Below are 23,212 nucleotides of genomic sequence, written 5' to 3' on the forward strand. Positions count from 1 at the left end.
CAAGAGGACAGTTTCTGTCCTTATTCGCGCCTAACGTCGCCCCATGACGACGACCGTGAGGATCACATGGGACTCCGCGAGCGCACGGCGGGCGGAGCGGCAGTTCCTGGCCGACCCGGCAGGGAGCGGCACGCCGGTCGCCGAGGTGGTCGGCGCGATGGCGGGCGCGCACGCGCAGGTGCTGTCCGCGGCCGAGGTCTCGGTGGGAATGCGCACGGCCGGGCTGACAAGGGCGGACGTACGGACGGCGCTCTGGGACGACCGGTCCCTGATCAAGACGTACGGCCCGCGCGGCACGCTACATCTGCTCCCCGCGGCGGAACTCCCCCTCTGGTCCGCCGCCCTGACGGCGGTTCCGACCGGACCGAGCCCGTTCCCACCCGACGTACGGCTCACCGAGGAGCAGGCGGGCCAGATCATCACGGCGATCGGCGACGCGCTCGACGGCAGGTGTCTGACCCTCGACGAGCTGACCGAGGAGATCGTGGCCCGTACGGGCCCGTGGGCCGGTGACCGGGTGGTGGAGGCGTTCCAGGACCTGTGGCCGCGCTGGCGGCAGGTGATGCACCGGGCGGGCTGGGCGGGCACGCTGTGCTTCGGCCCGAACCGCGGTCGCAAGGCGACGTACACCCGCCCGCCGCGCGCGGAGCCCGTGCCCGACGCGCTGGGCACCTTCGTACGCCGCTATCTGCACGCCTACGGACCGGCCACCCCGCGGCACTTCGCGAAGTGGCTGGCCGCACCGCCCGGCTGGGCCACCACCCTGTTCGGAGAACTGGCCGCCGCGGGCCGCATCGAGGAGGTCGACTTCGAGGGGACACCGGCGTGGGTGGCGGCGGGCGACACCGACTTCCCCGACGGGCCCCCTCGGGGTGTGCGGCTGCTCCCCTACTTCGACGCGTACGTCATCGCCGGGCAGCCCCGCGAGCGGCTCTTCCCCGGGGCGGCGTACCGGCGCGCCCTCGCGGGCGGCCAGGCGGGCAACTATCCGGTGCTGCTCGTCGACGGCGTGGCGGCGGGGGTGTGGCACCAGCGGCGCCGGGGCCGTCGTACGACCGTCACGGTCGAGCCGCTCGTCCGGCTGACGGCACGGCAGGAGCGGGAGCTGGGCGAGCAGGCGGAGCGGGTGGGTGAGGTGCTGGAGGCGACGGCGGAGTTGGTGGTGGGGGACGTGACGGTGGGGCCGCACGCGTGATCAGGGGTGGTGAGGGGTGGGTGACGGTGGGGCCGCACCGTGATCAGGGGTGGCGAGGGGAGGGTGACGGTGGGGCCGCACGCGTGATCAGGGGTGGCGAGGGGAGGGTGACGGTGAGGCCGCACGCGTGATCAGGGGTGGCGAGGGGAGGGTGGGTCCGGCTTGCGGGCGTCGAAGAGGTGGCGGGTGCTGTGGGCGACGAAGGGCCCCTCGGCCCGGATCCGCTCGTGCAGCGCGCGGAGCTGTGGCTCGTACGCCTCGACGGTGAAGCCGGGAACCATCCAGACGACCTTGCGCAGGAAGTGCACGACCGCGGCGATGTCGTGGAACTCCATCCGCAGCCGCTCCGCCCGCAGACCGACGACGTCGAGCCCGGCGGCCTCGGCGTCGGCGCGCTCACGGTCGGGACGGCGCCCGCCGCGCACGTCCTCCGGCTGGGGCCCGAGGAAGCGCTCGACGAGTTCGAAGACGCTGGCCGGTCCGACGTGCTGGGCGAAATAGGTCCCTCCGGGCCGGAGGACCCGGGCGATCTCGTCCCACTGCGGGCGGACGGGATGCCGGCTCACGACCAGGTCGAAGGCACCGTCGGCGAACGGCAGCGGCGCGTCCTCGGGGGCGGCGACGACCACGACTCCGCGCGGCCGGAGCAGGGCGGTCGCCTTGGCCACGTTGGGCGGCCAGCCCTCGGTGGCGACGGCGAGCGGGGGCTGTGCGGGGGCCACTTGGGCAAGGGCGAAGTCGAGGACTTCCCCTCCCCCGGTCTGGATGTCGAGCACGGCACTCGCCCGCCCCAGCCGCGCGGCCATCGACGTGGCATACCCCCAGGACGGCCGCGCCTCGGTGGCCCGCCCCTCGAACCAGGAGAAGTCCCAGCCTTCCGTGGGCACGGAGGCCCCTTCGGCGACGAGGTCCTCGAAGGTGCGCTGCGGTCTCATGACAGGACCAGCACGACATGCTCGTCGTCTCCGTGCCGGACGATGCCGTCGCGGCGGAAGCCCTGCTTCTCCAGGAGACGAACGGAGCCGGCGTTCCCACTGAAGGGGTCGGCGTACAGCGGCCGGTTCCGCTCCCGCTCCAGGAAGAGGGCCATGGCCCGGCTGCCGATGCCGCGTCCCCAGTACGGGCGTCCGAGCCAGTACCCGAGGAAGCGGCGGTCGCCGTCCCACCAGGCGACGACGCTGCCGGCGACGTCGCCGCCCACGGTCACGGTCCGCACGAAGACGGTGTCGTCCCCGAGGACGTTGGCCTTCCAGTGCCGCAGGAACGCGTCGCGAGGCCGGGGCGTGAACCTGGACCGCCGGACGGCTTCCGGATCATGCTCGTACTCCAGGAAGAACTCCAGGTCCGCTTCCACCACGGCTCGCAGCCGCACGTCCACGTCGTCACCGCTCTTGCCCGCAGTACTCATGCCCGGAGTGTGTCAGCCACCACTGACAACGGCCCTCAGGGCACGAGCGGACGCACTTCCTCCGCGACGAACCGCACGAACCCCTCCGGGTCGGGCTCGTCCCCGGTCGGTTGCAGCACCACGGTGTCGGCCCCGGCCTCGACCAGCCGCCCGACGGCCTTGGCGACGGCACCGGCGTCCCCGGCGACCCCCAGATCGGGAACGGACTCGAGCCCCTCGTCGGCCAGCTCGGCACGGAGCCGGTCGGCGGCGTCGGTGCCGGTCGCGGTGAGCAGATACACGACGACGGGATGCGGTCCGGCCCCTCGCCCGGAGGCCTCCCGCCCCGCGTCGATGAGCTGCCGCGCCTTGCGCACGCCCTCGGCGTTGGTGGCGGCGGTGAGGATCGTCCCGTCGGCGGCCTCCCCGGTGAGCCGCAGCGACCGCGGCCCGGTGGCCCCGGCCAGCACCCCGCCTCCCCCAGCCTCCGGCGGCCAGTCGAGCGCGACGTCGTCCAGCGTCACGTACCGACCCTCGGTGGTCACCCTCTCCCCTCCCAACAAGGCCCGAAGCGCCACAAGATGCTCCCGCAACAACGTCACCGGCGACTCGACCCGCGCCCCCACCTGCCCCATCCAGTCCTGCACCCCGTGCCCCACACCGACGATCACCCGCCCCGGGAACATCCGGTGCAGCGACGCCGCCTCCATCGCCGTGATAGCCACATTCCGCAACGGCACAGGCAACAGCCCGACCCCGACCCGCACGCGCTCGGTCCACGCGAGGGCTGCGGCGGCGGTGGAGATACCGCCTTCTCGGAAGCAGTCCTCCCAGAGCCAGAGTTGGTCGAGGCCTGTCTCATCGGCCACACGGGCAACGGCACGAAGCCGCTCGGGGGCGAGCTGCGGACGGAATACTGCGCCGAGTTCGGTCATGGGGTCTTCCTACCCGGGCCGGTAGCGGCAGACAAGGAAGCCTTGCCGCGTGACGGATCAGGAGCGGGCAAGGCGGACGCCGGCGCGGCGGCCACGTTCGATGTCCTCGGCGGTAGCTCCCCGATCGGCGAGAGAACTGCGCTCTCCGTCCGATCCCGTGTTCCCGCTCAGGAAGCGGAATCGGCGGGGCGTCGACTCGTCCGAGGCGGGCGCGGCGATCACGCCGATGAAGCGAGGGTCACCCGCGAGCCACACCAGGCCGATCTGGGCCTTCACCTCAGGCGCCGCGCGAGGAGCCATCCTCCGGTGCCACCAGCCCACTCCCCAGTGCCGGGGAAACACCATGGGCAGGCGCTCCTCCGGGCGGGCGGGGTTCGGGAACTCGAACCACCCGCACTGCCTGCCGACGACGTCGGGCCGATCGGCAAGGCCGTGCGCGGCGTCTCGGTACAGACACCACGGGTGTTCCCGCAGGACCCTTCTCATCCCGAAGGCAACGGGGAAGACGAAGAGCTGGATGAACGCGCGGTAGAAGCTGTACAGCAGGAACGGCACGAAGAGGATCGTGTACCCGGGAGGAACGAAGACCACCAGGATCGCCAACAGGCCCGTCCACAGCGCGATCCAGCCGAGCAGAGCGAGCACGTTCGCAGCCAACTGCATCGACCAGGCGCGCCGGGTCGGCGGATGCTCCCAGGCGACGGCATGCTCGGTGGGGTTCATACGAGTTCTCTGTCCTCCGAGTCAGCACACGTGCCGGGTGGGATCGATCCGGCTCAGCGGTTGACGGCCTGGATCTCCTGGACGACGACGTCCTGCGTCGCACCGAACGTGCCGTCGGGGAGGGTACCGCCCGCGCCGCCGCTGCCGGTCCAGTCGATCTTCCAGGTGACGGTGGCCTGGAGCGGATACGTGCCGTCGCCCGAGGAACGCAGGTACCTCACTCCGCAGGGGGGTGTCTGGTCCGCCTTGCCCTTGGCGTAGGGCTCGCCGATGCGGCCGTTGTTGATCTCGCAGACGCCGGAGTCCGGGTAGGTCACGGCGTCCTCGGTGCCGGGCTCGATCCTGAGTGACTGCGGCACGGCGGTCGCGGTCGCCGTGATGCCGATGGCCGGTACGGACGCGGTGACGGAGACCGGCTTGAAGTCGGCGGCGTCCAGCCAGGACCAGGTCGGCAGGTTGACCTTGGTCGCGGCGGCGGGTGCCAGGGTGACCCTGGTGCTGGGGACGCGGATCTCCGCGTAGGCGAGGTCGGCGAGGATCTTGGGAGTGACGGCGTTCTCGATGTTGGCGGGCGGAGGATCGCCCTGGTCCACCCAGAAAACGTCCTCATCGCAGGAATCCCACCCCGGAGGGAAACTCTCGTCCACGTACGAGTCCCAGAAGTAGCCCTTGCCGGTCTTCTCCTTGTTGAAGTCCTTGTACGGGTGCCCGTTGACGTAGCGGTCGCGCTGCTCGGCGTCCCACTCGTACCCCGTCGAACCGACTTCCCAGGTCGGCTCCAGGGTCTTCTGCAGTTGCTCCGGCGTGTACTTGGGGGCGTACCAGCAGGGCGGTGGCGTCCAGGAGGTGGACGACTTCAGGGCACCGGCGGAGTTGCCCGTGCCGTTCTTGGAGCGGTCGAAGACGACGCCGCCGGCGGTCACGGAGAGGGTGCCGTCGTCGTCGGCGTCGGCCCCCTGGTTGCTTCCCTGTGTGTCGCCGCCCAGGGTGTCATCAGCGCGCGCCACGCCTGGGAGTGCGAGGAGTGACCAGCATGTGCCGACTACGACCACCGAAGAAAGCGTCCGCAACGGACGTGTCAGGGCCGGCACTTGGCACTCCCGCTCTGCGAAATCATCTTCTGAATCACCCAGACACCTTTGTCGTTCTTCTTGAGCGACGTGTGATAGATGACGTAACTCTTGGCAGTCACCTCGGTCTTCTTGACCTTGTCTGTCTTGAGGTACTTCACATACGCCTTGCCCTGGTCCTCGCAATAGCTGAGGGACGCCGTGCCGTCCTTGTCGACTGCCACTTCCGGGGCGTAGAAGCGATAGACGCCGGTGATGGAAGCCTTGTGATCGACGTAGTTCTGAATGAACTTCTGCGTCGAGGCAGCCGCCTCACCCTCGAAGTAGTAGAGGTACGGCTTGTCGAGCGCGTCCTGGTTGGCGATCGCCATGTCCACTGCCTTGATGGACTGCTCGCTGTCCGCCAGGACCGCGTCCTTCTCCTTGTCCCCGGACTTGGGCCAGTCGAAGGTGTAGGAGAGGTCGGACGGCAGGTCGATCTTCGGCCGGTCGGCCGATTCCGCGGCGCTCTCCGAGGGGGAGGCGGATGCCTTTTCTCCCGTGTCGGCTCCCGCGATCTTGTCGTTGTCCTTGCTCTTGGAGCTGTCATCGCTCCCGCACGCGGACAGCGTCAGGGCCGCAGCGGCGGTCAGCGTGAGCGCTGCGAGGAGGGTGGGGCGGCGGTTCACGGTCGGCTCCCGGTCAGAGGCGAGGCTTCTCTTGAGCGAACCAAAGCTATACAGCGGGGTGGGGACGCACCAGGGTGAGGGTTGTCAACTGGCGCGGTGTATGGGGAGAAAGCGGCGATTCGCCGACCGGTATGGGCCGTAACGGTTGCATAACACGGTTTCAACTATGAATCAGCAAAGTCGGACAGCCGGTGACAGGTAGCAGGTGGCACGGTGGAAGGGGCTCGTATGGGGCGGCGCTGGCGGGACGGGCGTGGGGAGTTGGTCGTGAGTGGGGGTGGTGGGGGGCCGTCTGTCCGGGTGCCCTTGGAGATCGCCACCTCGTATCGGGCCCGGACGAAAGGGCTGTTGGGGCGGGACTTCATCGACGGGGCGATTCTGCTGTCCCCCGCCAACGGCGTGCACACCTTTCGGATGCGCATGCCGATCGATGTCGCCTATCTCGATCGGCACCTGCGTGTCATCGCCGTACGCACCATGCGGCCGGGGCGGCTGGGGATGCCTCGGCTGCGGGCTCGGCATGTGGTGGAGGCGGGGATGGGAGTGATGGGTGAGTGGGGGGTGCGGGAAGGTGCCCAGGTGGAGGTTGTCGTGGTGGAGAAGGGCAGTTAGGTCCACGGGGGGGGCGTCGTCCGACGTGTACTGCTGTCAGTCGCTCGTACCTTCACTCCCCAGGCCGAGGAGCCTGCTCCGGGCCGCCTCCGCGTTGTCCCAGTTTGCCGGGCCGCCCGGCTTCACCGACAGCCGCTTGAGTGCCAGCTGGGCCTCTGGTCCGCCCACCGTCAGCAGTTCGATGGCCGAGTCGGCGATGTCGTCCCGCAGAGACGCGATCATGGCCGGCATCGCCGCTTCGACGTGCCGTACGACGTGCAGTTGCAGCGGATACAGGTGCGGTCGGTCCTGCCACGCGCGGACCAGGTCGTCCGCGCCGGACCACGTCACCTGGCTCGTGCGGGGCATGCTCTTCACGACGGCCTGATGGAACTCCTCCCACGCATGATGGAGCAGGCCGGGCGACGGTGGCTGAGGCACATGCGGAGCCAGCTCCGGGTCTTCGAGGAGTACGGTCACCACTCGCCGGGCTTCCGCGAGTCGCTCCTCGGAACGGGGCAGTTCCGCGATCCGACCCCAGTCGCACTCGTTCCACGGCGGTGGCAAGGACCGCATGGCACGGGGCAGGGCGTAGTCACCCTCCGGATCGCGCCACCGATCGATCTGCGGATCCCACGTCTCCTCGGCATTCGGCTGCTCCGTGCCCGGCTCATTCATTAAGGTCCCTCCCCGGCGTCCCGTCAGTCGATAGTCGATGCCCAGGTGGTGCCCTGTTGGTGATTCACCAGGGAATGTGGCGAGGGACGCGGTTCTGCCACCACGGGGCCGCTTCCGCGTTGTCTTGTGTGGGGTCGGGGACGGTGTGCTCGCCGAAGGTTCGGTCGAGGCGGGTGACCGCGTCCCGTAGGGGGTCCGCGTGTGGCTCGCCCGGCTCCGGGATGAGGCCTTCCAGGGCGTGGGTCAGCCTTTCCCAGACGCGTAGGTAGTAGTGCACATGGCCTTCTGCGCTCGCTGCCGTGCCTGGGGGGAGTGTGGCGAGGGCGGTGTCGGAGACGGGGGTGGGGATGGGGTCTCTTTCGAGGATCTCCGGGAGGATCTCGACGGTTGCCCGGGGCAGGCCGGGGACCTTCGCCTCGACCGCGTCGATCACGTGCACGGGTGGTTCGTCGTCCGAGGACAGCAGACGGGCGCGGACGGACTGTCCCGAAGAGGTCGCCAGCCAGTATGCCGACGGCGGAAGGTCCACCTCGGCCGGGTACAGGACGGGAACACCCAGCGCTGCCGCCAAGCGTCGAGCGAGTTCGGGCTCGGGCGGCGCCTCGTTGACCAAGGCGTCCTCTACGTAGATGTCCAGGGCCAACGACAGGTCGCCTCGCAGTCTGCTGTAGCCGCAGAGGACGGGTGCGGTCCAGTCGCGTTGGCTCTGGTCGCCGTCCCGGTCGGCCACGTCCACGTCTGCGCCTTCTGGTCTCACGGCTCCCGCCAGAGCCTCGGCGAGTGACATGGGGGACACCGGCGGCCCGACCAGCAGCAGGTCATAGATCATCGGTAGGTCTCGTCATCCACCTTCGGGTAGACCCGCCCGGCAGTGTGCCGGGGGTGCGGGAATTTCAGGGTCCAGCAACGGGTGCAGGGCATCATGGCGCCCACTCCTGCGCGGTATTCCTCGTCGTGGCCGGCAGGCTCGGGTCGAAGGCCAGTCGTGCCAGGGCTTCACGGCTGCTCGGCACGTCATCCGTGCGGTGGAGGAACCAGATGGCCTCCTGTACCGCGCTGCCGCACCGGGCGCACCGCTCGGCGAGTCCCGCAGCCCAGAGGGCCGTTGCCGACAGGACAGCCGGTTCCTTGTCGTCTGCCACTCCTCCGCCTTGCGGGAGGTCGGCGAGCCAGCGGAAGACGGCTGCGGTGACCCGGTCGGCGATCCTCATGCACCAGACGTCGGCGAAACAGGCGGCGTCCATGCCTCGGAACTCGAACCCCAACGACTGGCACTCGCGCCACGCCTCGTTCATGCGCTCGCGAGTGACCAGCCGTGGGTAGGGCATCAGGGCACGCACCACCTCGGCGACGGCGCTGCGGTCCGCCGGAGTGTCAGTGCACATCTGCCCGTCGTCCGGCACCCGCTCGACGGTCAGACACGCCTCCAGTGCCGAACGCGCCTGGGCGAGGCCGTGGGAATCCGGCTCGGTCGTTCCCCAGTCGAAGTCGTTCTGCCAGGAATACGGAAGGCCCCGCAGCCCTTGGGGCAGCAGCGGCTCCTCGTCGCGGGTGACTTCACGGGCCCGGGCCTCGTACACCGGACGGCGCAGCCCGAGAAGCCGGGAACGCACATACGGGCGGAGGTCCCTGACCTCGTCGTCGTTCACAAGTTCCCGCAGGGCCTGTTCGCCGCGCGGACGACCGAGCGAGACAAGCACGCGCACCGCCGCCTCGACCGCCACGCCGACCCGCACGAACGCGGCTGCGAGCAGCGCGACGTCTTCAGCCTCCCCGTCGTTGCGCAATCCGGCGGTGGTGGCGCGCTCGATGAAAGAGAAGGCGTCGTACGCCAGCGCCTGCCGCACCGAGGCGGCCCACTCTGCCGCCACTTCGTCGACCCACTGTTCAGTCGGGGGCTCAGGCACCGTGGGGATCCCCATGTCAGCCCAGGCTCCGACCACCCGCGCCACTCGCTCCCGAGTGACCTGGGACGTGGTCGGCATGGTGCGGGTCAGCCAGGCGTCCGCCTCGTCCAAGGTGTGGTCATCGCGGTCGTCGTAGAAATCCCGTAGTTCCTCGTCCCAGTCATGCACACTCTGCCGTCGGGCGGGCAGGCACGCGCGCAGCACGTGCCGGGCCTGCTCACGTCGCTCCTCCGTGGGGGCAAGTGCCTCCAGAGCCTGAGACCTGCGGTAGGTCAGATCGTGCCAAGGCGGTGGCAGCTCGCGCATGGCGGCGGGCAGCAGGTAGGTGTCCACTAGTCGCTCTCCGTCCGTGCCCCGGCAGCTCCCCCGAGGCGCTGGCGTCACGAGACGCCCAGGTAATCCATTGCTTCCTTCGGGGTCTTCATCCTGGACCAATTCATCGTCCCAGCCTGCTTCCGGGCCTGGATTTCTGTCTCCATCCGCTTGAGCTGACTCGGGGAGATGTCCGTCCCCGCGATCCGTACCGGTACCCCGTTCTTCGCCATGGTTCCGGCCGGTGTCCCTTCAGGCTTGTACTTGACGCCGTCCCGCTTTCCGCTCTTGTAGCCGCTGAAGATATTGGTCCATTTGTCCGTGGTCTCGATCTCGACACGCGTCGCCCTGCCTGCGCCGCCCTTCCCCTCCCAATCAGCCAGATCCTCGACCTGCCGTTCGAAGTCGGCCTTGATGGTGGCATTGCCCGTGTTCTTGACCTCCACGGCGTGGACCTTGCCGTCCTTGCCCCGATAGAGCACGTCGGCGTCGTTGATCTCGGAGATGTTCACCGTTTCGCCGTTGCCGAGATCGACGTTCTCCTTGCCGAAGTCCTTGCCGACAGCGGTGTGCACGGTCGTGCCAGGTACTGCCTCGCCGTCGGCTGCTCGCTGGACGGCGTTCAGTTCAGCACGTGCCTGACTGAGCTCGTCGGTGTTCTTGGCGTTCGTGACCTTGCTGGTCAGCGACGAACGTGCCTCCTTGGAGATGCTCTTCGTCCCGGCCAGTCTGGAGATCTCATCCAGCGCCTGAGCCGCGTCCTCCTTGCCGATCTCCTTCTTGTCCGGGTCCGGGTTGTCCTTCGCCTGCTGAACGAACTCGTCGATCTTCCGCGGTGCGTGCTGGACGCCCTCGTCCTCGAGTGCCTTTCTGGCGGCCTCATGGCGATCCGCCAATTCGGCCCCGTCCGCGGCCGTGTCCGCCTCGTCGGCCTGCTTGCGGGCGTCCTGGGCCTGCTGCTTGGCCTCCTCGTCGCAGCCGTCCTCGGCGAGGATGACGTACGGGTAGCCGGAAGGGCCGGCGGCGATGACCGTGGTGCCTGCGCCGGAGGATCCGGTGAGGGGGCCAGGGGTGGCTCCGGGCGGGCCGTCGCCGTACGGGATCCGGCGAGTCGGCGCCGCGATGGTGCAGCCCGAATCGCGGGCCTGCTTTTCGGCTGCGTCCGCCGCCTCGTCGGCGTCCTTCGCCGCCTTCCGAGCGCCCTCGGCATCGCCCGCCTTGGCGGCCTTGCGGGCCGCCTCCGCAGCGTCCGCCGCCTTGTCGAGGGATTCACCGATCTCGGCCAGCTTCTTGAACTTGGTGAATTTCGTGATGGTCTTCGGGCTGAAGATGCCGACGACGTTGACCACGGTGTTGCCGATGGAGGCCCCGTAGTTGCCCTTCTTCCAGTTCTCCTTGTCGACGAACGTGTCGGTCGCCAGGTCGGACACGAAGTCCTCGGGCGAGTTGACCCAGCCCCATACGGAGGAGACGTAGTTCCCCTTGTCCCACTCCTTGCCCAGTTCGTCGGCCTTGTCGCCCCACCAGTTCGTGGTGTAGCCCTTCAGGCCGTTCCAGGTGTCCTTGATCGAGCCGACGGGGTCGCTCACCAAGTCCATGGTGCCGGCCAGGAAGCTCTTGGTCGGTGCCACGAAGAAGCCCCGGACGTGGTCCATGAACGTCCTGTCATGACGTTCCTGGTCATGAACGGCGTCCCAGAGGGATTTGTCGTCGAAGGGACCCGGAGCGAGCGGAACCGTATCGCCCGGCTCCGCGCCCTCATGGGTGATGATCTGAGTCGACCACGCCGGACGGCCGCCGCTGTTGTTGCCGCCCGTGCCACCACCGGCGCCCGTGCCTCCCTGTCCACTCGAACCGCCCTGGGTACCCGAGTCGCCTTCGGCACCCGCCTCGCCGTTCGCGCCCGAGCCACGGTCTGCCCCCGCGCCACCAGCCGCATCCGCGCCGCCGGCCGCGTCCGCGCCACCCTCTGGATCAGCGCCGTTGCCAGCGTCGGCGCCGGCGTCCGAACCACCGTTACGGGCATCGTCGTCGTCCCCGGCCGCACCCGTCTGCGCACCATCGCCCTGCGGAGCGGCGCAGGCCGTGCCCGTCACCGAGCAGACCGCCGACCGGATGCCGTCGGCGATGCGCCCGCCGAGGCCGCCCACCGACAGTGCGAGGATGATCGCGGCGACGACCGCTACGAGCCCCGCGTACTCCACCGCGGTCTGGCCCTCGTCCCGGCGCCAGCGGATCATCCTCTCCAGGCTGAACGCCCGCCGCTCCTCCCTGTCCTGAGGAGCGGCTTCGAACCACTCCCGCGACCGGGCTCGACGCAACAGCACGATGACCGCCACCGGCATCGCCGCCTGCGTGATGCCTCGCAGATCACCGTGCGTCAGCGTGCCGAACGACAGCCACACGATCCACGCCTGTACGCCGATCAGCGCGCGGCTCGTCCACACCCCGCCCCGCCACAGGCGCCGGGCCAGACAGACCCCGGCCACGCTGGGCAGCGAGTCGTACACCAGGATCCCGAAGATCTCACCGGAGTAGAACGACACCACCGACAGCACGGTGACCACGTACAGCGCCGTCAGCGCGAACTGCACCCACAGCAGCACCTGCGCCCAGCCCAACTCCCTTGGCAACGGCGAACGTCGTTCCCAGGGAGGGGTGTTCTGCGCACCCCACATCCCGTTCGGGGGTATCGAGTTACCGGTACCGGCCATGTGTGACCTCGGTTCAGCGGGGCGGGCATTCGAGGGAGGCGCCCGGCTGACGCTAATGAGGATCGAACGCTGACACATGGGCCCCCGGGCCCACCCCTGGCCCAACTTGAACGGGCCCCGGGTGAGTGGGTGCGGGTGACTCAGCTCTCCGAGCGGGGGAAGGAGACCTCGACGCGGCGGTTCTTCTTGCGGCCGGGTTCCGAGGAGTTGTCCGCGATGGGGTACTGCTCGCCGTAGCCGCGTACCTCGTAGGTGACGTCGGAGTCGGTCAGTTCCTGGTCCAGGACGTTCTGTACGGCGTCGGCGCGTTTCCTGGACAGGACGTCGCCGTGGGCCGAGGAGCCCAGGTTGTCCGTGAAGCCGAAGACCCGGATCTTCGTCGCGTTCTGTGTCTTGATCTCCTCGGCGATCGCGGAGATCCGGGACTTCGCCTCCGCGCTGAGTTTCGCGCTGTCCTTGCCGAAGAGGACCTCGGCCTGGAGGGCGAACTTGACGTCGGCGTTGGTGTCTTCTCGGCGTTCGTCGCCGCTTTGGTCTTCTACGACCTGTTTGATGTCGAGGACCTTGGCGGAGGCCAGGGTGGCGCCCTCGGGGAGTTTGAGGTCGGGGTCGTTGGGGTCGACCTCTACGGGGGCGGAGGGGGAGGCCTCGGTGCCTGGGGGGACGCCGGGGGTTTCGTCGGCGTGGGCCGAGACGGCGCCGTAGATGTTGGTGGCGACCATGAGGGTGGCGGCGGTGAGGACCAGGGCGAGGCGTGGGGTTGTCGGTCGGGGGCGTGTGGGGGTCATGGCCGGCCTCATCCGGAGATCTTGATGGGGGCGCTGGCGAAGGTCGGGATCTGGAGAGTGACGTCGGTGGTACTCGAAGGGGGCGTCGGGAACTGCATGAAGACGGGGATCGTCTGTCCGGACTCGATGGTGGTGAGGCCCGTGGTCGTGAGCGGCCGACCATCCGTGTCACGCAGCACGTAGTAGCGCTTCTTCCCTCCCGAGTCGACCAGCGTCGCGCCGCCGAGCGACGTACCGTGCTTGAGGATCTCCGTCTCGTCACCGCGCAGTTCGGCGGGGATGGTCAGCGAACCGGATCCGTCGTTCTTGAACTGGGCGTTCACGGTGAGGAATCCACCCCCGTCCCGTTGCGCTGACGTGATCTGAAGAAGTAGGCCGTCCCTGCCCTTCAGCTCAGCCAGAGGGGCCGTTGACTTCCCCTCCTGAGCGCTCGGCGCAGAGCCGCGGTCCCTGGAAGCGGAGGCCGATGTGTCCGGCTTCTTGTCGTCGTCGCCACTACAGCCGACTGTACCGAGGGCCAGTCCGACCGCCAGAGTCAGCGCGAACATCCCCCTGCGGGCCCGCCCGGTGAACCGCATACTCATCTCTCCGCTTCCTTCATCACTCGTCGTTCGCTTCTCAGTCGGCCAGGTGAACGTCGAAAAGTTCCTCGGGTTCCGGAAGGTCGGTGAGATCATCCGGGTTCAGGTCCCAGTTCCTGTCGCCCTCGCAGGTGAGGCGTGGGAGCACATCGTCCTCCGCGTCCTCGGCAGGGGGCTTGAATTCGCAGAGAGGCTCGATGACGGCTGTGGCACTTGCTCTCGATCTCTTCTGCGCTGTGGCCGGGACTATGGACTCTCCCATGGGCTTCCTGGTCTGCACGTTGACCTCGTAACCCATGGGCCATCCGGCGTCGAAGCACCCCTGAACGTCGGCGTCGTTCCGGTCGGCCAGCTGATTGGCGCGCGAGCAGGGGTCTGTGGCCAGTGGTACGTCGCCGTTGAAGATGTCCTGCCACTTGTCCGGGTCGAGAACGGACAGGACCCATGCGGCTGCGAGCTGGTCCCGGGCGTCCTGGGCCGCCGCGAGTGCAGCAGCGTCGGCCGCTGTCTGAGCGCCTCCCCGGTTCACCGTGGCCTGGCCGACCGCAAAGTAGGCGAGCGCAAGGAAGAGCAGGCCCCCCACCACCGTGATGTAGATGGGGAAGGCCTGCCCGGCGTCGCCGTACCTGCGAGGTCGCGTCAATTTCCGACCCGGTTGACCAGGGTCGTGATCTTGTTGAGGATCGTCGTGCCGATGCTCGTGCCCGTGATCGCCAGCACGATCGCCACCACCACCGCGATGATACCCAGGTACTCGACCGCCGTCTGGCCCTTGTCGCCGGCGCGGCGGCGCATCGCTTCGGCTGTGGTGTTCTTCCAGCCGTTCACGCGGACCTTGGTCGCGACGGCGGTCTTCAGCATCAGGTCGCTCATGGTGTTCCCCTCCGGTTTCGGCTGTGTCGCTTTCGACGGGAGGAACGTACGGCGGGAGGTGCCGTCCGTGAGAGGGCCCCAGGGCCCAATTCCGGGCCCAATCGTGCGGGGCAGGGCGGGTCTTTCCCCAGACTGTCACCGAAGGTCACCCCAGCCCTCGGTGTGAGTCCGGTGCTGTGCCGATCCATTTGGCTGCGGCCTCGGAGCGGCTGGTGCTGTGGAGTTTGGCGAAGATGCGGTTGATGTGGTTCTTGACGGTCTTCTCGCTGATGAAGCACGTGGCGGCGATCTGCTGGTTGTTCATGCCGGATGCGATGAGGTCCATGATCTCTGCCTCCCTCGTGCTCAGTTGGAAACGCGACCTGTCCGGAGCCGGGCGGCCATGCGTCGTCCATCCAGACGATGACTGTCCCACATGCGGTTGCACTTGCGAAAGGTTTTCTGGAGAAATGGGTGATCGCTGAGTGGGGCGTGGAGTGAAACTCGCTGGTGGGTGCGGTTGTTGAGATTGAGTATGCGGGTTTGCGGAGGGGGGAATTCCGTATGCAGTCGCATTTGATGACTGGCCCAGGCCCTCGGGGAGGGTGGGCGTCGGGGTCCGGTCCTGGCGGAGTCGGGCCAGCAGGGCGCCCGCTGCCGTGGGGGTGAAGTGGGCCCTGCCCTCCTTGATGTCCCGTACGGCCTCGACCAGCTGGTCGGCCGTGAATTCGCCGTGGACCAGATAGCCGCCCGCTCCTCGGCGCAGGGCTTCCTGGACGATCTCCGACTCCCTGCTGTACGTCAGCATCACGACCGGGGCGATTCCCACCAGGTACGGGAGGGCCGAGATGCCGTCCACGCCGGGCATGCGGACGTCCAGGAGGACTACGTCCGGGCGATGCTGGTGGGCGGCCTCGTAGGCCTGGAGGCCGTCGGCCGCTTCCGCTACGACCGTGATGTCCGCGCGGCCGGAGAGGAGCGCGGTGAGGCCCGCGCGGACCACGGGGTTGTCGTCCGCCACGACGACTCGGAGGCTGCGGCTCGGCTGTGCGGGCCCCGGGAGGTCGGCGAACGGGTTCTGCGGTGGCTGCGGCTGGTTCGGCATCGGGGGCCTCCTCTCGTGTCGTGGGTTATGCGGTGGGGGTGGTCAGGGCCGCCAAGGGGAGTTCCAGGCGGACTTCCGTTCCCTGGGGGTGGCTGCCGCGGCCGATGCGGATGCGGGCGCCCACCGAGGCGGCGCGTTCGACCATGCCGACCAGGCCGAAGTGGCCCGCTCGGCGGAGTTGTTCGAGTGTCGTGCCGGGGGGAAGGCCCTTTCCGTCGTCGTAGACGCTGATGCGGAGCAGGTCGCCGTGGACGCCCGCGCTGACGTCGACGCGGGTGGGGTGTGCGTGGCGGTGGGCGTTCTCCATCGCTTCCGCGGCGATGGTGAGGAGCTGGCGGGCCACCGCGGGTGGGACGGGGGGTACGGAGTGCTCGCCGGTGGGGCGGTAGACGGCGGTGAGACCCGTGCGGGCGCTGAAGTCGCGGGTGCGGGCGGCCAGTTCGACCAGGACGTCCGTGGCCTGGGACGGGTCCGATTCGCGGCGCAGGTCCGCCAGGAGTTCGCGGGATTCGGCGGCTGCCCGGCGGGCCGAGCGGGCGACCAGTGCCGCCTGCTGTCTGATCAGGGTGGGGTTCATCCGGTCGGCGGCTGTGGAGCCTTCCAGGCCGTCCGCGGCCAGCGCTACGCCGTGCAGGGTCTTCGCGACTGAGTCGTGCATCTCGCGGGCCAGGCGGGCGCGTTCCGCGCTGACCGCTTCCGTTACGGCGAGCCTGGCCTGGACGGTGGTGAGGGCCTGGGTGGCCGCGCCGAAGCGGAGCATGAGGTTACGGAGGCTGGAGCCGACGGCGCCGGCGACGACGCAGAGGCCGGGCAGGAGGGTCGCCTCCGCGAGGCCGGGGGGTGGGTTCTCCTGTGCCGCGTGGATGAGGAGGAGCAGGAGGGCCTGGAGGCTGGCGAAGACGGCGGCTCCTCGCCAGCCGTAGACAAGGCCGGCGAGGAGGGGGGTGCAGACGCTGACGTAGGCGAGGGTGCTGTCGGGGCCCGCGGAGATGAGGAGGAGGGCGCCGAAGAGGGTGTCGGCGGCGAGGAGGGTGGGGTGGCGGAGGAGGAGGGGGCCGAAGCGTTCCCAGTCTCTGAAGAGGACGTAGGAGGTCATGAAGGTGACGACTACGGCTGCGCCGACCAGGCGGGTGGGGAGGCCCTCGTTGGCGTTGAGGAGGGCGGTGGGGGTGGCCAGGGCGATCATGGCCAGGCGGAAGCCGAAGACCTGTCGGGACAGTGCCTGTAGGGCGTTGACCTGGATGTCGATCGCGGGGCTCGTGAGGGTGCCCGTGTCCCGGCCTTCGGCCGGGATGGAGTTCCCACCCGCACCACCCGTGCGGCTTTCGTGGTCGCCTGCGGGTGGCCCCGGTCGGGGCTCAGCGCCGTCGGCGGCTGACCGGCCGACCGCGCAGAGGGCCGGGCCGTCGTTCGGCTGCCCCTCCGACCTACCACCCGCGTAGCCCACGTATCCGGCACCCGTGCCCGCCTCCCCACCCCCCTCCACCGCCTCCCACCCCGGCGGCAACGCCGGTGTGACCGACGTCACCGGGATGTCCGGTGCGCCCGTGCGGGCGTGGGTCGGGAGGACCGTGCCCGCCGGTGGGGTGGTGATCTCGGGTGTCTTGGGGCGGCGGCGCAGCAGCCCGGCGCGTTCCCCTGTCATCGGCATGCTGTCGCCCGCCCCCCTACTTGCCCGTCACCGAGCCGAAGTCCGTGCCCGAGCCGAGGATGAGGCCGGCGCCGAGGAGGAGCATCGTGGCCGGGACCATGAAGGTCGTGATCATCATCGTGGCCTTGGGAACGGCCCGGGCGGCCTTGCGGCGGGCGTTCTGGGCATCCGTGCGCCGCATGTCCTTGGCGAGAGCCACCAGCGTGTCGACGATCGGCGCGCCCAGTTCCTCGCCCTGCTGCAGCGCCGTGACGAACATGGCGACCTGCTCGGAGTCGTTGCGGCGGCGCAGTTCCGCGAAGGCCTGGCGGCGGCTCATGCCGAGGTCCATCTGGCGGAGGGTGATGCGCAGTTCGTCCGCCCAGGGGCCCTCGTACTTGGACGCGACCCGGTCCAGGGCCTGGCGGAAGCCGAGGCCGGCGCTCACCACGACCGCGAGGACGTCGAGGAAGTCCGGCAGGGTCCGTTCGATGACGTCCTTGCGGATACGGATGGCCGACCAGATGCCGACCTCCGTCCAGAACGCGCCGAAGGCCAGCAACAACAAGGCCACCAGGAGTTGGCCCCGCATCAGGAAGACCAGGAAGCCGACCCCGCCCAGGGCTCCGTAGACCGCCCGGCGAGCCGCGTAGCGGTCGATCGTCAGGCCGCCCGGGTTGCCCGCCAGGTCGATCTTGCGGCGGTACTTGGCCACCTGCTTGGGGCCCATGAGGCGCAGCACCGCGGGGGCGTAGCGCATGCCCATGCGGTCGATGAGCGAGTCGACCGCTCCCGTACGCGTGGAGCCGACCTCCAACGCCAGCGCGAGGTCGCCGGGCAGTTTCGCCTCGGCGCGGTACATGCGGATGCCGGCGAAGATGCCCCAGACGCTGAGGCCCATCAGCAGGGCGAGGAGAAGTCCCATGGGTCCGTTCCCTCCTGGCTTCTCAGACGTCGATGCGGGACAGGCGGCGGATGAGGACGAAGCCGACGGCGTAGAGCGCGAAGGCGATGATGACCGCCCCCTGGCCGAAGGGGGAGCCGGTCATACGGTCCAGGGCGCCGTCCTTCACCCCGTTCATCAGGAACAGTGAGCCCACGCCCAGGACCGGCACGGCGTAGGACGTCATGCTGACCTGGGAGAGCTGGGTGCGGACCTCGCGTCGGGTCTCCTTGCGTTCCTCCAAGGTCTCCGTCAGGTTCCGCAGGGCGCTCACGACCTGGCCGCCCGCCCGGTTGGACAGGACGAGGGTGGTGACGAGGACGACGAGTTCGCGGGACGGGAGGCGGTCCGCCATCTCGTCGAGTGCCTCGTCCAGCGACGCTCCCACCGCGAGCTGCGCGGAGACCTTGCCCAGTTCCTCGCCCGCCGGGGCCTCCATCTCCTCCGCCGCCATGCCGATGGCCGTGCGCAGAGCAAGGCCCGCCTGGGTCGCGTTGGCGAGGATCCGGGCCATCTCGGGGAGCTGGTTGATGAACTTCTCGATGCGTTTCTGGCGTTGCCAGTTGAGGAACTGGATCGCCACCCCGATGCCGAGGAGGCCCGCCAGCGGGCCGAAGAACGGGGCGAGGGCTGCCTGGCCGATCAGCCACAGGCCGGCGACCATGGCGAGCATGTAGACGAAGAACTCACCCGGGGTGATGTCCAGGCCCGTCGCCGCCAGGCGGAGTTCCAGCTTCCTGCCGAGCCCGGTGCGCCGCAGCCGGCGGTCCAGGTTCGGGAAGTGCCGGCGCCGGCCGCCGACCGGGACCTGGCCGGCGGCGGTCAGGCGGTCGACGAGCGCCTGACGCTGTGCCTTGCCCGTGGCCCAGGAGTGCAGGCCGACGACCGCGAGGACGCACGTCAGCAGGGTGATGCCCGTGGTGAGCGTGATGAGCGTGTGCAGATCCATCGGTCGGTCCTACCTGGCTTCTCGGGTGGCTAGCTGGTCCGCGGACCGGGCGATGCCGAAGGCCTGCGGGAGGGGCTGGCTCGCCATGTAGAGGCGGTCGGCGGTGCGGCGTGGGACGGGGAAGTACTCGAAGTTGCCGTGGATACGGCCGTCGGAGCTCATGGGCCGCGCGTTGAAACGGGCGACCGTGACCAGCCGGTACGGGTCGCTGCCGTGGCTGTCCATCAGGGCGATCTCGGTGATGCGGCGGGCGCCGTCCGCGAACCGGGTGAGCTGCACGATGACGTCCACCGCGCTGTTGATCTGGTCGTGCAGCGCCACGAAGGGGATCTCCACGTCCGACATGGAGGCGAGGGTCTGCAGGCGCATCAGCGCGTCCTCCGCGCTGTTGGCGTGGACGGTGGCCAGCGAGCCGTCGTGGCCGGTCGACATCGCCTGGAGCATGTCCAGGGACTCCCCGCCTCGGACCTCACCGACCACGATGCGGTCGGGGCGCATGCGCAGGGAGTTGCGGACCAGGTCGCGGATGGAGACCTGGCCCTTGCCCTCGACGTTCGGCGGGCGTGACTCCAGGCGGATCACATGGGCCTGCTGGAGCTGGAGTTCGGCGGAGTCCTCGATGGTGATGATGCGTTCGCCTCCGGGGATGAGCCCGGAGAGCGCGTTCAGCAGGGTCGTCTTTCCCGTGCCGGTCGCGCCCGAGACGATGACGTTGAACTTCGCCTGCACCAGGCCCGCCAGCAGGTACAGCATGTGCTCGTCGAGCGAGCCGAGGCCGATGAGCTCCTGGAGCGTGAAGGAGCGCGGGAAGCGGCGGATCGTGAGGGTGGCGCCCGTCAGGGACAGGGGCGGGATGATGACGTTGACACGCTCGCCGGAGGGAAGACGGGCGTCGACCATCGGGTTCGACTCGTCGACACGGCGGTTGACCGTCGAGACGATCCGCTCGATCGTCTGCATGAGCTGGTCGTTCGAGGCGAAGCGCAGGGGCAGTTGCTCCACCCGGCCGCCGCGCTCCACGAAGATCGCGTCCGGGCCGTTCACCATGATCTCCGTGATGGAGGCGTCCTCCAGGAGCGGCTCCAGGATGCCGAGGCCCAGCGCCTCGTCGACCACCCTGCGGATGAGCTGCGAGCGTTCCACGGTCGACAGCACCGGGCCCTCGCGGCTGATGATGTGCCCGAGCACCCGCTCCAGCCGCGCCCTGCGCTCGGCGGCGGCCAGCGAGCTCATCTCCGCGAGGTCGATCTCCTCCAGGAGCTTGGCCCGGTAGGAGGCGACCATGTGACCGTCCTCGCCCCGGTTCCCGTGCTCCTCGGGGGAGTTGATGCGTGCTCGCAGGCTCATGGGTGCGGTGCTCCGTTCAGTGGTCGCGCGGCATCGTGGCGGTCTTGACCGCCGGGTCGAACTTCCAGCCGGGCACGAGGGACGGGATCTCCACGGTGGCCGTGACGGTGACCTCGTCCGGGCCGTACGACGCAGGACAGCCGGTCACGTTCAGCCAGCTGCTCACCGCCGCCCGGCAGTCCGCCTCGTGCGGCCCCTCCAGCGACGCACTGCGCGCCCCCGTCCGGGCCGCCGTCCCCGCCTGCTGGGCCGTGTACGCGATCAGGCCGAGCTGTACGGCGGCCAGCCCGACGAGGATCAGGATCGGCAGGAAGCCGATGAACTCGATCGCGACCTGGCCCCGGTCACGGCCCTCTGTCGCGACCTGGCCCCGGTCACGGCCCTCGATCGCGACCTGGTCCCGGTCGCGGCCCTTGTCAGGACGCGCCATCTGAGTCCGCCTCCTCGACCGCACCGGCGTGCCCCCGGACCGGGAACGGGACGGAGAGCGTGCCCGGGAAGAGGATGGGGACTTCGAGCTTGACGTCGGCCGTGACATAGCCGGTGCCGCCGCAGGTCACCTCGGCGCCGGAGCTCCACGCCTCCGAGAGGTGCTTGAGCCCGGCGGCCCGGCAGGCGCCGTCGCGCGCGCCGCGCTCCGTCGCCGTCGCCGCCCGCACCGCCTCGTCCGCCGCGTTCCCCGCGAGGATGTAGGTGTAGCCCACGAGGACGACCTGCCACAGCGCCACCAGCGTCACGATGATCGTCGGTGTCATCCCGAGGAACTCGATGGTGACCTGGCCCCGGTCCCGTTCTCGCTCCCTCACAGGCACGTTCATCCCTCCCTCCGCCGTCGAAAGCTCACCGACCCCCGGTCGCCGCCGCGGAACCCCCGGCCCCCCTTCTGGGCGCCGTCGGGGACCTTGACCAGGCCCAGTTCTCCCGCGAGGCCCCACAGGGCCTGTTTCACCGCGCTCTTGTTCTCCAGTTCGTGGATGCGGCCCGCGTCCACGACGCTCTGCAGTTCCTTGAAGTTGGCGGGGACGACGGTGGCGGCGACCGCCGTGCCGGTGATCTTCTGGATCAGGGGCGGCTGGATCTCCGTACCGCGGCTGTGCCGGTTGACGACGACGGTCGTCTCCTCGGCCTTGCGGATCTGCAGCCGGTCCCACATCCGTACCGCCCGTTTGGCGCCCCGTACGGCGACCACGTCCGGCGTGGTGACGAGCAGGGCCCGGTCCGCCATCTCCACGGCCGCCGCGCCCGCGCCGCCGAGCTGGGCGCCGCAGTCGATGACGACGATCTCGTAGCGGGAGCGCAGGGCGCTGACGATCTGGCGGGCGGCGCGGTCGGTGACGTCCTCGCCGCGCTCCCCCTCGGCCGGGGCGAGCAGCAGGGCGAGGCCGGTGTCGTGACGGAAGACCGCGTCGGCCAGAACGCGCGGGGAGATGTCCGTGATGGCGGCCAGGTCGACGACGGAGCGGCGGAACTGGACGTCGAGGTAGGAGGCGATGTCGCCGGTCTGGAGGTCCATGTCGACCAGGGCGGTGCTGCGGCCGGAGGCCTGGGCTGCCAGGGCGAGCTGGATGGCGGTCAGGGTGGCTCCGGTGCCGCCCTTGGCGCCGCTGACGGTGACGACGGTGCCTCCGACGCCGGTGAAGACGTCGCCGCCGGCGCCCAGGTGCCGCCGTACGCCCACGGACCACTGGGCGACCGCCTGGACGCGGCTGGCCAGTTCCTCGTAGCTCAGGGGCAGGGCGACGAGGCCGCGGGCGCCGTAGTCCATGGCGGCCTGGAAGAGGCCGGGGCTGGCGTCCGAGGTGACGAGGATGACGCCGACGGCCGGGAAGCGCAGGGCCACTTCTCGGATCAGCTCCAGCGCGGGGACCGGGCCGATCCGCTCGTGCACGACCACGACCTCGGGCAGTTCGTCGACGGACTCGGCGGCGAGCCGCGCGAGGGTGTCGATGAGCTGGGTGGAGTCGCCCACCGGGGCCACCGGCTCGGCGTCCGGGAGCTGGCTGAGCAGGGTCGTGATGGACCGGACGGCGTCCGCTTCACCGACTGCCGGGAGGATCCTCGTGGGCATGCGGGCCTCTCACTTGTCCTTCGCGAGTTCGTACGTCCGGTCCTGCTCGGGGACCGTGGTGTCGCCGCCGGGCGCGACGAGGGCGAGCCGGACCCGCTGGGCGAACGACTCGGCGTAGGTGATGCGCTGGGCGTCGAGGGCGGACAGCGCGAAGGTGATGGGGACGGCGTCGGTGGGCTGCTGGGTGCGGTTGTTCTCGTCCGGCTTCAGCGCGGTCAGATCGCCCACGTCGATGACCTTGGCGTTGGTCACGATGATCTTCGACTGGTCGGGGTCGCCCTCGCGCTTGCCCTCGAAGGTGGCGTACACGTTGACCGAGGAGCCGGGCGTGATCTTGCCGGCCACGCCGGTCGCCGCGTCGATCATGATGGCGACCTCCTGCTGGCCCGGCTGGAGGGCGGGCTGGCGGACGATCATGTCGGACTGGAGCAGGGAGCCCGAACGCAGCGTCGTGACGGCGATCTTGCCCTGGATCTCCCGCAGATCGGTGACGGCGTTGTCGGACAGCCACCGTTCGGGCATCTTGATCTTCTCGAACTGGCCCGTGGTGAGCGTGGTGTAGGGCGGCACGTCGGATTTCAGCCGGTAGGCGGTGACCTCGGGGCCGACCTTGGACTTCACGTCGCCTATGACGGAGAGCACGCCGGTGAAGGCGCCCAGGGCGCAGACGACCGACAGGAGCAGGAGAAGCACGCCGCGGCGCTGACGGGAATTCATGAACCGTGCAACCTCGTTGGGGATAGCGGTCGGTCGGGATCGGAGCGGTGCG

25 protein-coding genes are annotated in these 23,212 nt (G+C 69.6%); 2 read left to right on the top strand and 23 right to left on the bottom strand.

From position 1 onward, the window contains the following. Window positions 1-43 precede the first annotated feature (43 nt). Window positions 44-1,195: a winged helix DNA-binding domain-containing protein gene (locus tag KJK29_RS12310; protein ID WP_215118853.1), complete on the top strand. Its 1,152-nt coding sequence runs from the start codon at window positions 44-46 to the stop codon at window positions 1,193-1,195. Between the two features lie 131 nt (window positions 1,196-1,326). On the opposite strand, the gene KJK29_RS12315 is transcribed toward KJK29_RS12310, so the two are convergent. Genes KJK29_RS12315 through KJK29_RS12340 form a run of 6 tightly spaced genes read right to left on the bottom strand, consistent with a single transcriptional unit; the run spans window position 1,327 to window position 5,978 of the window. Continuing rightward, a complete protein-coding gene (locus KJK29_RS12315) occupies window positions 1,327-2,130 on the bottom strand; it encodes a class I SAM-dependent methyltransferase (protein WP_215118855.1) in 804 nt (267 codons plus the stop codon). Further along, entirely contained in the window at window positions 2,127-2,603 is a 477-nt protein-coding gene (locus KJK29_RS12320) for a GNAT family N-acetyltransferase (protein ID WP_215118857.1), read from the bottom strand. Before KJK29_RS12320 ends, KJK29_RS12315 begins: the two co-directional genes overlap by 4 nt. Before the next feature lie 35 nt (window positions 2,604-2,638). Next, window positions 2,639-3,517, bottom strand: coding sequence for an LLM class flavin-dependent oxidoreductase (locus KJK29_RS12325; protein WP_215118859.1), 879 nt, complete (start codon window positions 3,515-3,517; stop codon window positions 2,639-2,641). Between the two features lie 57 nt (window positions 3,518-3,574). Then, on the bottom strand, window positions 3,575-4,240 hold the full coding sequence (locus tag KJK29_RS12330; RefSeq protein WP_215118861.1) for a hypothetical protein: 666 nt from the start codon (window positions 4,238-4,240) through the stop codon (window positions 3,575-3,577). Window positions 4,241-4,293: 53 nt separating this feature from the next. After that, entirely contained in the window at window positions 4,294-5,331 is a 1,038-nt protein-coding gene (locus KJK29_RS12335; RefSeq protein WP_370869132.1) for a hypothetical protein, read from the bottom strand. Beyond that, complete coding sequence (locus KJK29_RS12340; RefSeq protein ID WP_215118865.1) at window positions 5,319-5,978, bottom strand: hypothetical protein; 660 nt, start codon at window positions 5,976-5,978, stop codon at window positions 5,319-5,321. The genes KJK29_RS12335 and KJK29_RS12340 overlap by 13 nt, the downstream gene beginning before the upstream one ends. A gap of 228 nt (window positions 5,979-6,206) precedes the next feature. Here KJK29_RS12340 and KJK29_RS12345 point away from each other — a divergent pair, with 228 nt between their 5' ends. After that, complete coding sequence (locus KJK29_RS12345) at window positions 6,207-6,590, top strand: DUF192 domain-containing protein (protein WP_215118866.1); 384 nt, start codon at window positions 6,207-6,209, stop codon at window positions 6,588-6,590. Between the two features lie 36 nt (window positions 6,591-6,626). On the opposite strand, the gene KJK29_RS12350 is transcribed toward KJK29_RS12345, so the two are convergent. The 17 genes from KJK29_RS12350 to cpaB form a co-directional block, all read right to left on the bottom strand. Beyond that, a complete protein-coding gene (locus KJK29_RS12350; RefSeq protein WP_215118867.1) occupies window positions 6,627-7,247 on the bottom strand; it encodes a hypothetical protein in 621 nt (206 codons plus the stop codon). Between the two features lie 64 nt (window positions 7,248-7,311). Beyond that, window positions 7,312-8,076, bottom strand: coding sequence for a hypothetical protein (locus tag KJK29_RS12355; protein ID WP_215118869.1), 765 nt, complete (start codon window positions 8,074-8,076; stop codon window positions 7,312-7,314). A 91-nt stretch (window positions 8,077-8,167) separates the two neighbouring features. After that, window positions 8,168-9,487 (bottom strand): hypothetical protein, encoded by a 1,320-nt coding sequence (locus tag KJK29_RS12360; protein WP_215118871.1) that lies wholly within the window; start codon window positions 9,485-9,487, stop codon window positions 8,168-8,170. 47 nt (window positions 9,488-9,534) lie between these two features. Continuing rightward, entirely contained in the window at window positions 9,535-12,258 is a 2,724-nt protein-coding gene (locus KJK29_RS12365) for a Flp family type IVb pilin (protein ID WP_215118873.1), read from the bottom strand. A gap of 62 nt (window positions 12,259-12,320) precedes the next feature. Continuing rightward, window positions 12,321-12,968 carry an OmpA family protein gene (locus KJK29_RS12370; protein WP_215118875.1) on the bottom strand — a complete coding sequence of 216 codons (648 nt, stop codon included), beginning with the start codon at window positions 12,966-12,968 and terminating at the stop codon, window positions 12,321-12,323. A gap of 8 nt (window positions 12,969-12,976) precedes the next feature. Further along, window positions 12,977-13,552 carry a hypothetical protein gene (locus tag KJK29_RS12375; protein WP_215118876.1) on the bottom strand — a complete coding sequence of 192 codons (576 nt, stop codon included), beginning with the start codon at window positions 13,550-13,552 and terminating at the stop codon, window positions 12,977-12,979. Between the two features lie 34 nt (window positions 13,553-13,586). After that, window positions 13,587-14,192 (bottom strand): pilus assembly protein TadG-related protein, encoded by a 606-nt coding sequence (locus KJK29_RS12380; RefSeq protein WP_215118878.1) that lies wholly within the window; start codon window positions 14,190-14,192, stop codon window positions 13,587-13,589. Then, entirely contained in the window at window positions 14,189-14,422 is a 234-nt protein-coding gene (locus tag KJK29_RS12385; RefSeq protein ID WP_215118880.1) for a Flp family type IVb pilin, read from the bottom strand. The genes KJK29_RS12380 and KJK29_RS12385 overlap by 4 nt, the downstream gene beginning before the upstream one ends. 145 nt (window positions 14,423-14,567) lie before the next feature. Then, a complete protein-coding gene (locus KJK29_RS12390) occupies window positions 14,568-15,506 on the bottom strand; it encodes a response regulator transcription factor (RefSeq protein ID WP_215118882.1) in 939 nt (312 codons plus the stop codon). Window positions 15,507-15,531: 25 nt separating this feature from the next. Further along, window positions 15,532-17,157 carry a sensor histidine kinase gene (locus tag KJK29_RS12395; protein WP_251057768.1) on the bottom strand — a complete coding sequence of 542 codons (1,626 nt, stop codon included), beginning with the start codon at window positions 17,155-17,157 and terminating at the stop codon, window positions 15,532-15,534. Window positions 17,158-17,173: 16 nt separating this feature from the next. Then, on the bottom strand, window positions 17,174-18,061 hold the full coding sequence (locus KJK29_RS12400; protein ID WP_193481765.1) for a DUF5936 domain-containing protein: 888 nt from the start codon (window positions 18,059-18,061) through the stop codon (window positions 17,174-17,176). 22 nt (window positions 18,062-18,083) lie between these two features. Continuing rightward, a complete protein-coding gene (locus tag KJK29_RS12405; RefSeq protein WP_215118884.1) occupies window positions 18,084-19,028 on the bottom strand; it encodes a type II secretion system F family protein in 945 nt (314 codons plus the stop codon). A 9-nt stretch (window positions 19,029-19,037) separates the two neighbouring features. Continuing rightward, window positions 19,038-20,375 carry a CpaF family protein gene (locus KJK29_RS12410; protein ID WP_215118886.1) on the bottom strand — a complete coding sequence of 446 codons (1,338 nt, stop codon included), beginning with the start codon at window positions 20,373-20,375 and terminating at the stop codon, window positions 19,038-19,040. A gap of 16 nt (window positions 20,376-20,391) precedes the next feature. Beyond that, window positions 20,392-20,805, bottom strand: a complete 414-nt coding sequence (locus KJK29_RS12415) for a TadE/TadG family type IV pilus assembly protein (protein WP_215118888.1) — start codon at window positions 20,803-20,805, stop codon at window positions 20,392-20,394. Then, window positions 20,792-21,193, bottom strand: coding sequence for a TadE/TadG family type IV pilus assembly protein (locus KJK29_RS12420; RefSeq protein WP_215118890.1), 402 nt, complete (start codon window positions 21,191-21,193; stop codon window positions 20,792-20,794). Before KJK29_RS12420 ends, KJK29_RS12415 begins: the two co-directional genes overlap by 14 nt. Beyond that, entirely contained in the window at window positions 21,190-22,443 is a 1,254-nt protein-coding gene (locus KJK29_RS12425; protein WP_215118892.1) for an AAA family ATPase, read from the bottom strand. The genes KJK29_RS12420 and KJK29_RS12425 overlap by 4 nt, the downstream gene beginning before the upstream one ends. 9 nt (window positions 22,444-22,452) lie before the next feature. Continuing rightward, window positions 22,453-23,160, bottom strand: coding sequence for a Flp pilus assembly protein CpaB (cpaB, locus tag KJK29_RS12430; RefSeq protein WP_215118894.1), 708 nt, complete (start codon window positions 23,158-23,160; stop codon window positions 22,453-22,455). Window positions 23,161-23,212: the final 52 nt, after the last annotated feature.

This window comes from Streptomyces koelreuteriae, from assembly GCF_018604545.1.
Lineage (GTDB): Bacteria > Actinomycetota > Actinomycetes > Streptomycetales > Streptomycetaceae > Streptomyces > Streptomyces koelreuteriae.

Excerpts from the sequence above, each read along its gene's own strand:
- KJK29_RS12310 (WP_215118853.1), top strand. The coding sequence starts at position 44 with ATGACGACGACCGTGAGGATCACATGGGACTCCGCGAGCGCACGGCGG.
- KJK29_RS12315 (WP_215118855.1), bottom strand. The coding sequence starts at position 2,130 with ATGAGACCGCAGCGCACCTTCGAGGACCTCGTCGCCGAAGGGGCCTCC.
- KJK29_RS12320 (WP_215118857.1), bottom strand. The coding sequence starts at position 2,603 with ATGAGTACTGCGGGCAAGAGCGGTGACGACGTGGACGTGCGGCTGCGA.
- KJK29_RS12325 (WP_215118859.1), bottom strand. The coding sequence starts at position 3,517 with ATGACCGAACTCGGCGCAGTATTCCGTCCGCAGCTCGCCCCCGAGCGG.
- KJK29_RS12330 (WP_215118861.1), bottom strand. The coding sequence starts at position 4,240 with ATGAACCCCACCGAGCATGCCGTCGCCTGGGAGCATCCGCCGACCCGG.
- KJK29_RS12345 (WP_215118866.1), top strand. The coding sequence starts at position 6,207 with ATGGGGCGGCGCTGGCGGGACGGGCGTGGGGAGTTGGTCGTGAGTGGG.
- KJK29_RS12350 (WP_215118867.1), bottom strand. The coding sequence starts at position 7,247 with ATGAATGAGCCGGGCACGGAGCAGCCGAATGCCGAGGAGACGTGGGAT.
- KJK29_RS12355 (WP_215118869.1), bottom strand. The coding sequence starts at position 8,076 with ATGATCTATGACCTGCTGCTGGTCGGGCCGCCGGTGTCCCCCATGTCA.
- KJK29_RS12365 (WP_215118873.1), bottom strand. The coding sequence starts at position 12,258 with ATGTGTCAGCGTTCGATCCTCATTAGCGTCAGCCGGGCGCCTCCCTCG.
- KJK29_RS12370 (WP_215118875.1), bottom strand. The coding sequence starts at position 12,968 with ATGACCCCCACACGCCCCCGACCGACAACCCCACGCCTCGCCCTGGTC.
- KJK29_RS12375 (WP_215118876.1), bottom strand. The coding sequence starts at position 13,552 with ATGAGTATGCGGTTCACCGGGCGGGCCCGCAGGGGGATGTTCGCGCTG.
- KJK29_RS12385 (WP_215118880.1), bottom strand. The coding sequence starts at position 14,422 with ATGAGCGACCTGATGCTGAAGACCGCCGTCGCGACCAAGGTCCGCGTG.
- KJK29_RS12390 (WP_215118882.1), bottom strand. The coding sequence starts at position 15,506 with ATGCCGAACCAGCCGCAGCCACCGCAGAACCCGTTCGCCGACCTCCCG.
- KJK29_RS12395 (WP_251057768.1), bottom strand. The coding sequence starts at position 17,157 with ATGCCGATGACAGGGGAACGCGCCGGGCTGCTGCGCCGCCGCCCCAAG.
- KJK29_RS12400 (WP_193481765.1), bottom strand. The coding sequence starts at position 18,061 with ATGGGACTTCTCCTCGCCCTGCTGATGGGCCTCAGCGTCTGGGGCATC.
- KJK29_RS12405 (WP_215118884.1), bottom strand. The coding sequence starts at position 19,028 with ATGGATCTGCACACGCTCATCACGCTCACCACGGGCATCACCCTGCTG.
- KJK29_RS12410 (WP_215118886.1), bottom strand. The coding sequence starts at position 20,375 with ATGAGCCTGCGAGCACGCATCAACTCCCCCGAGGAGCACGGGAACCGG.
- KJK29_RS12415 (WP_215118888.1), bottom strand. The coding sequence starts at position 20,805 with ATGGCGCGTCCTGACAAGGGCCGCGACCGGGACCAGGTCGCGATCGAG.
- KJK29_RS12420 (WP_215118890.1), bottom strand. The coding sequence starts at position 21,193 with ATGAACGTGCCTGTGAGGGAGCGAGAACGGGACCGGGGCCAGGTCACC.
- KJK29_RS12425 (WP_215118892.1), bottom strand. The coding sequence starts at position 22,443 with ATGCCCACGAGGATCCTCCCGGCAGTCGGTGAAGCGGACGCCGTCCGG.
- cpaB (WP_215118894.1), bottom strand. The coding sequence starts at position 23,160 with ATGAATTCCCGTCAGCGCCGCGGCGTGCTTCTCCTGCTCCTGTCGGTC.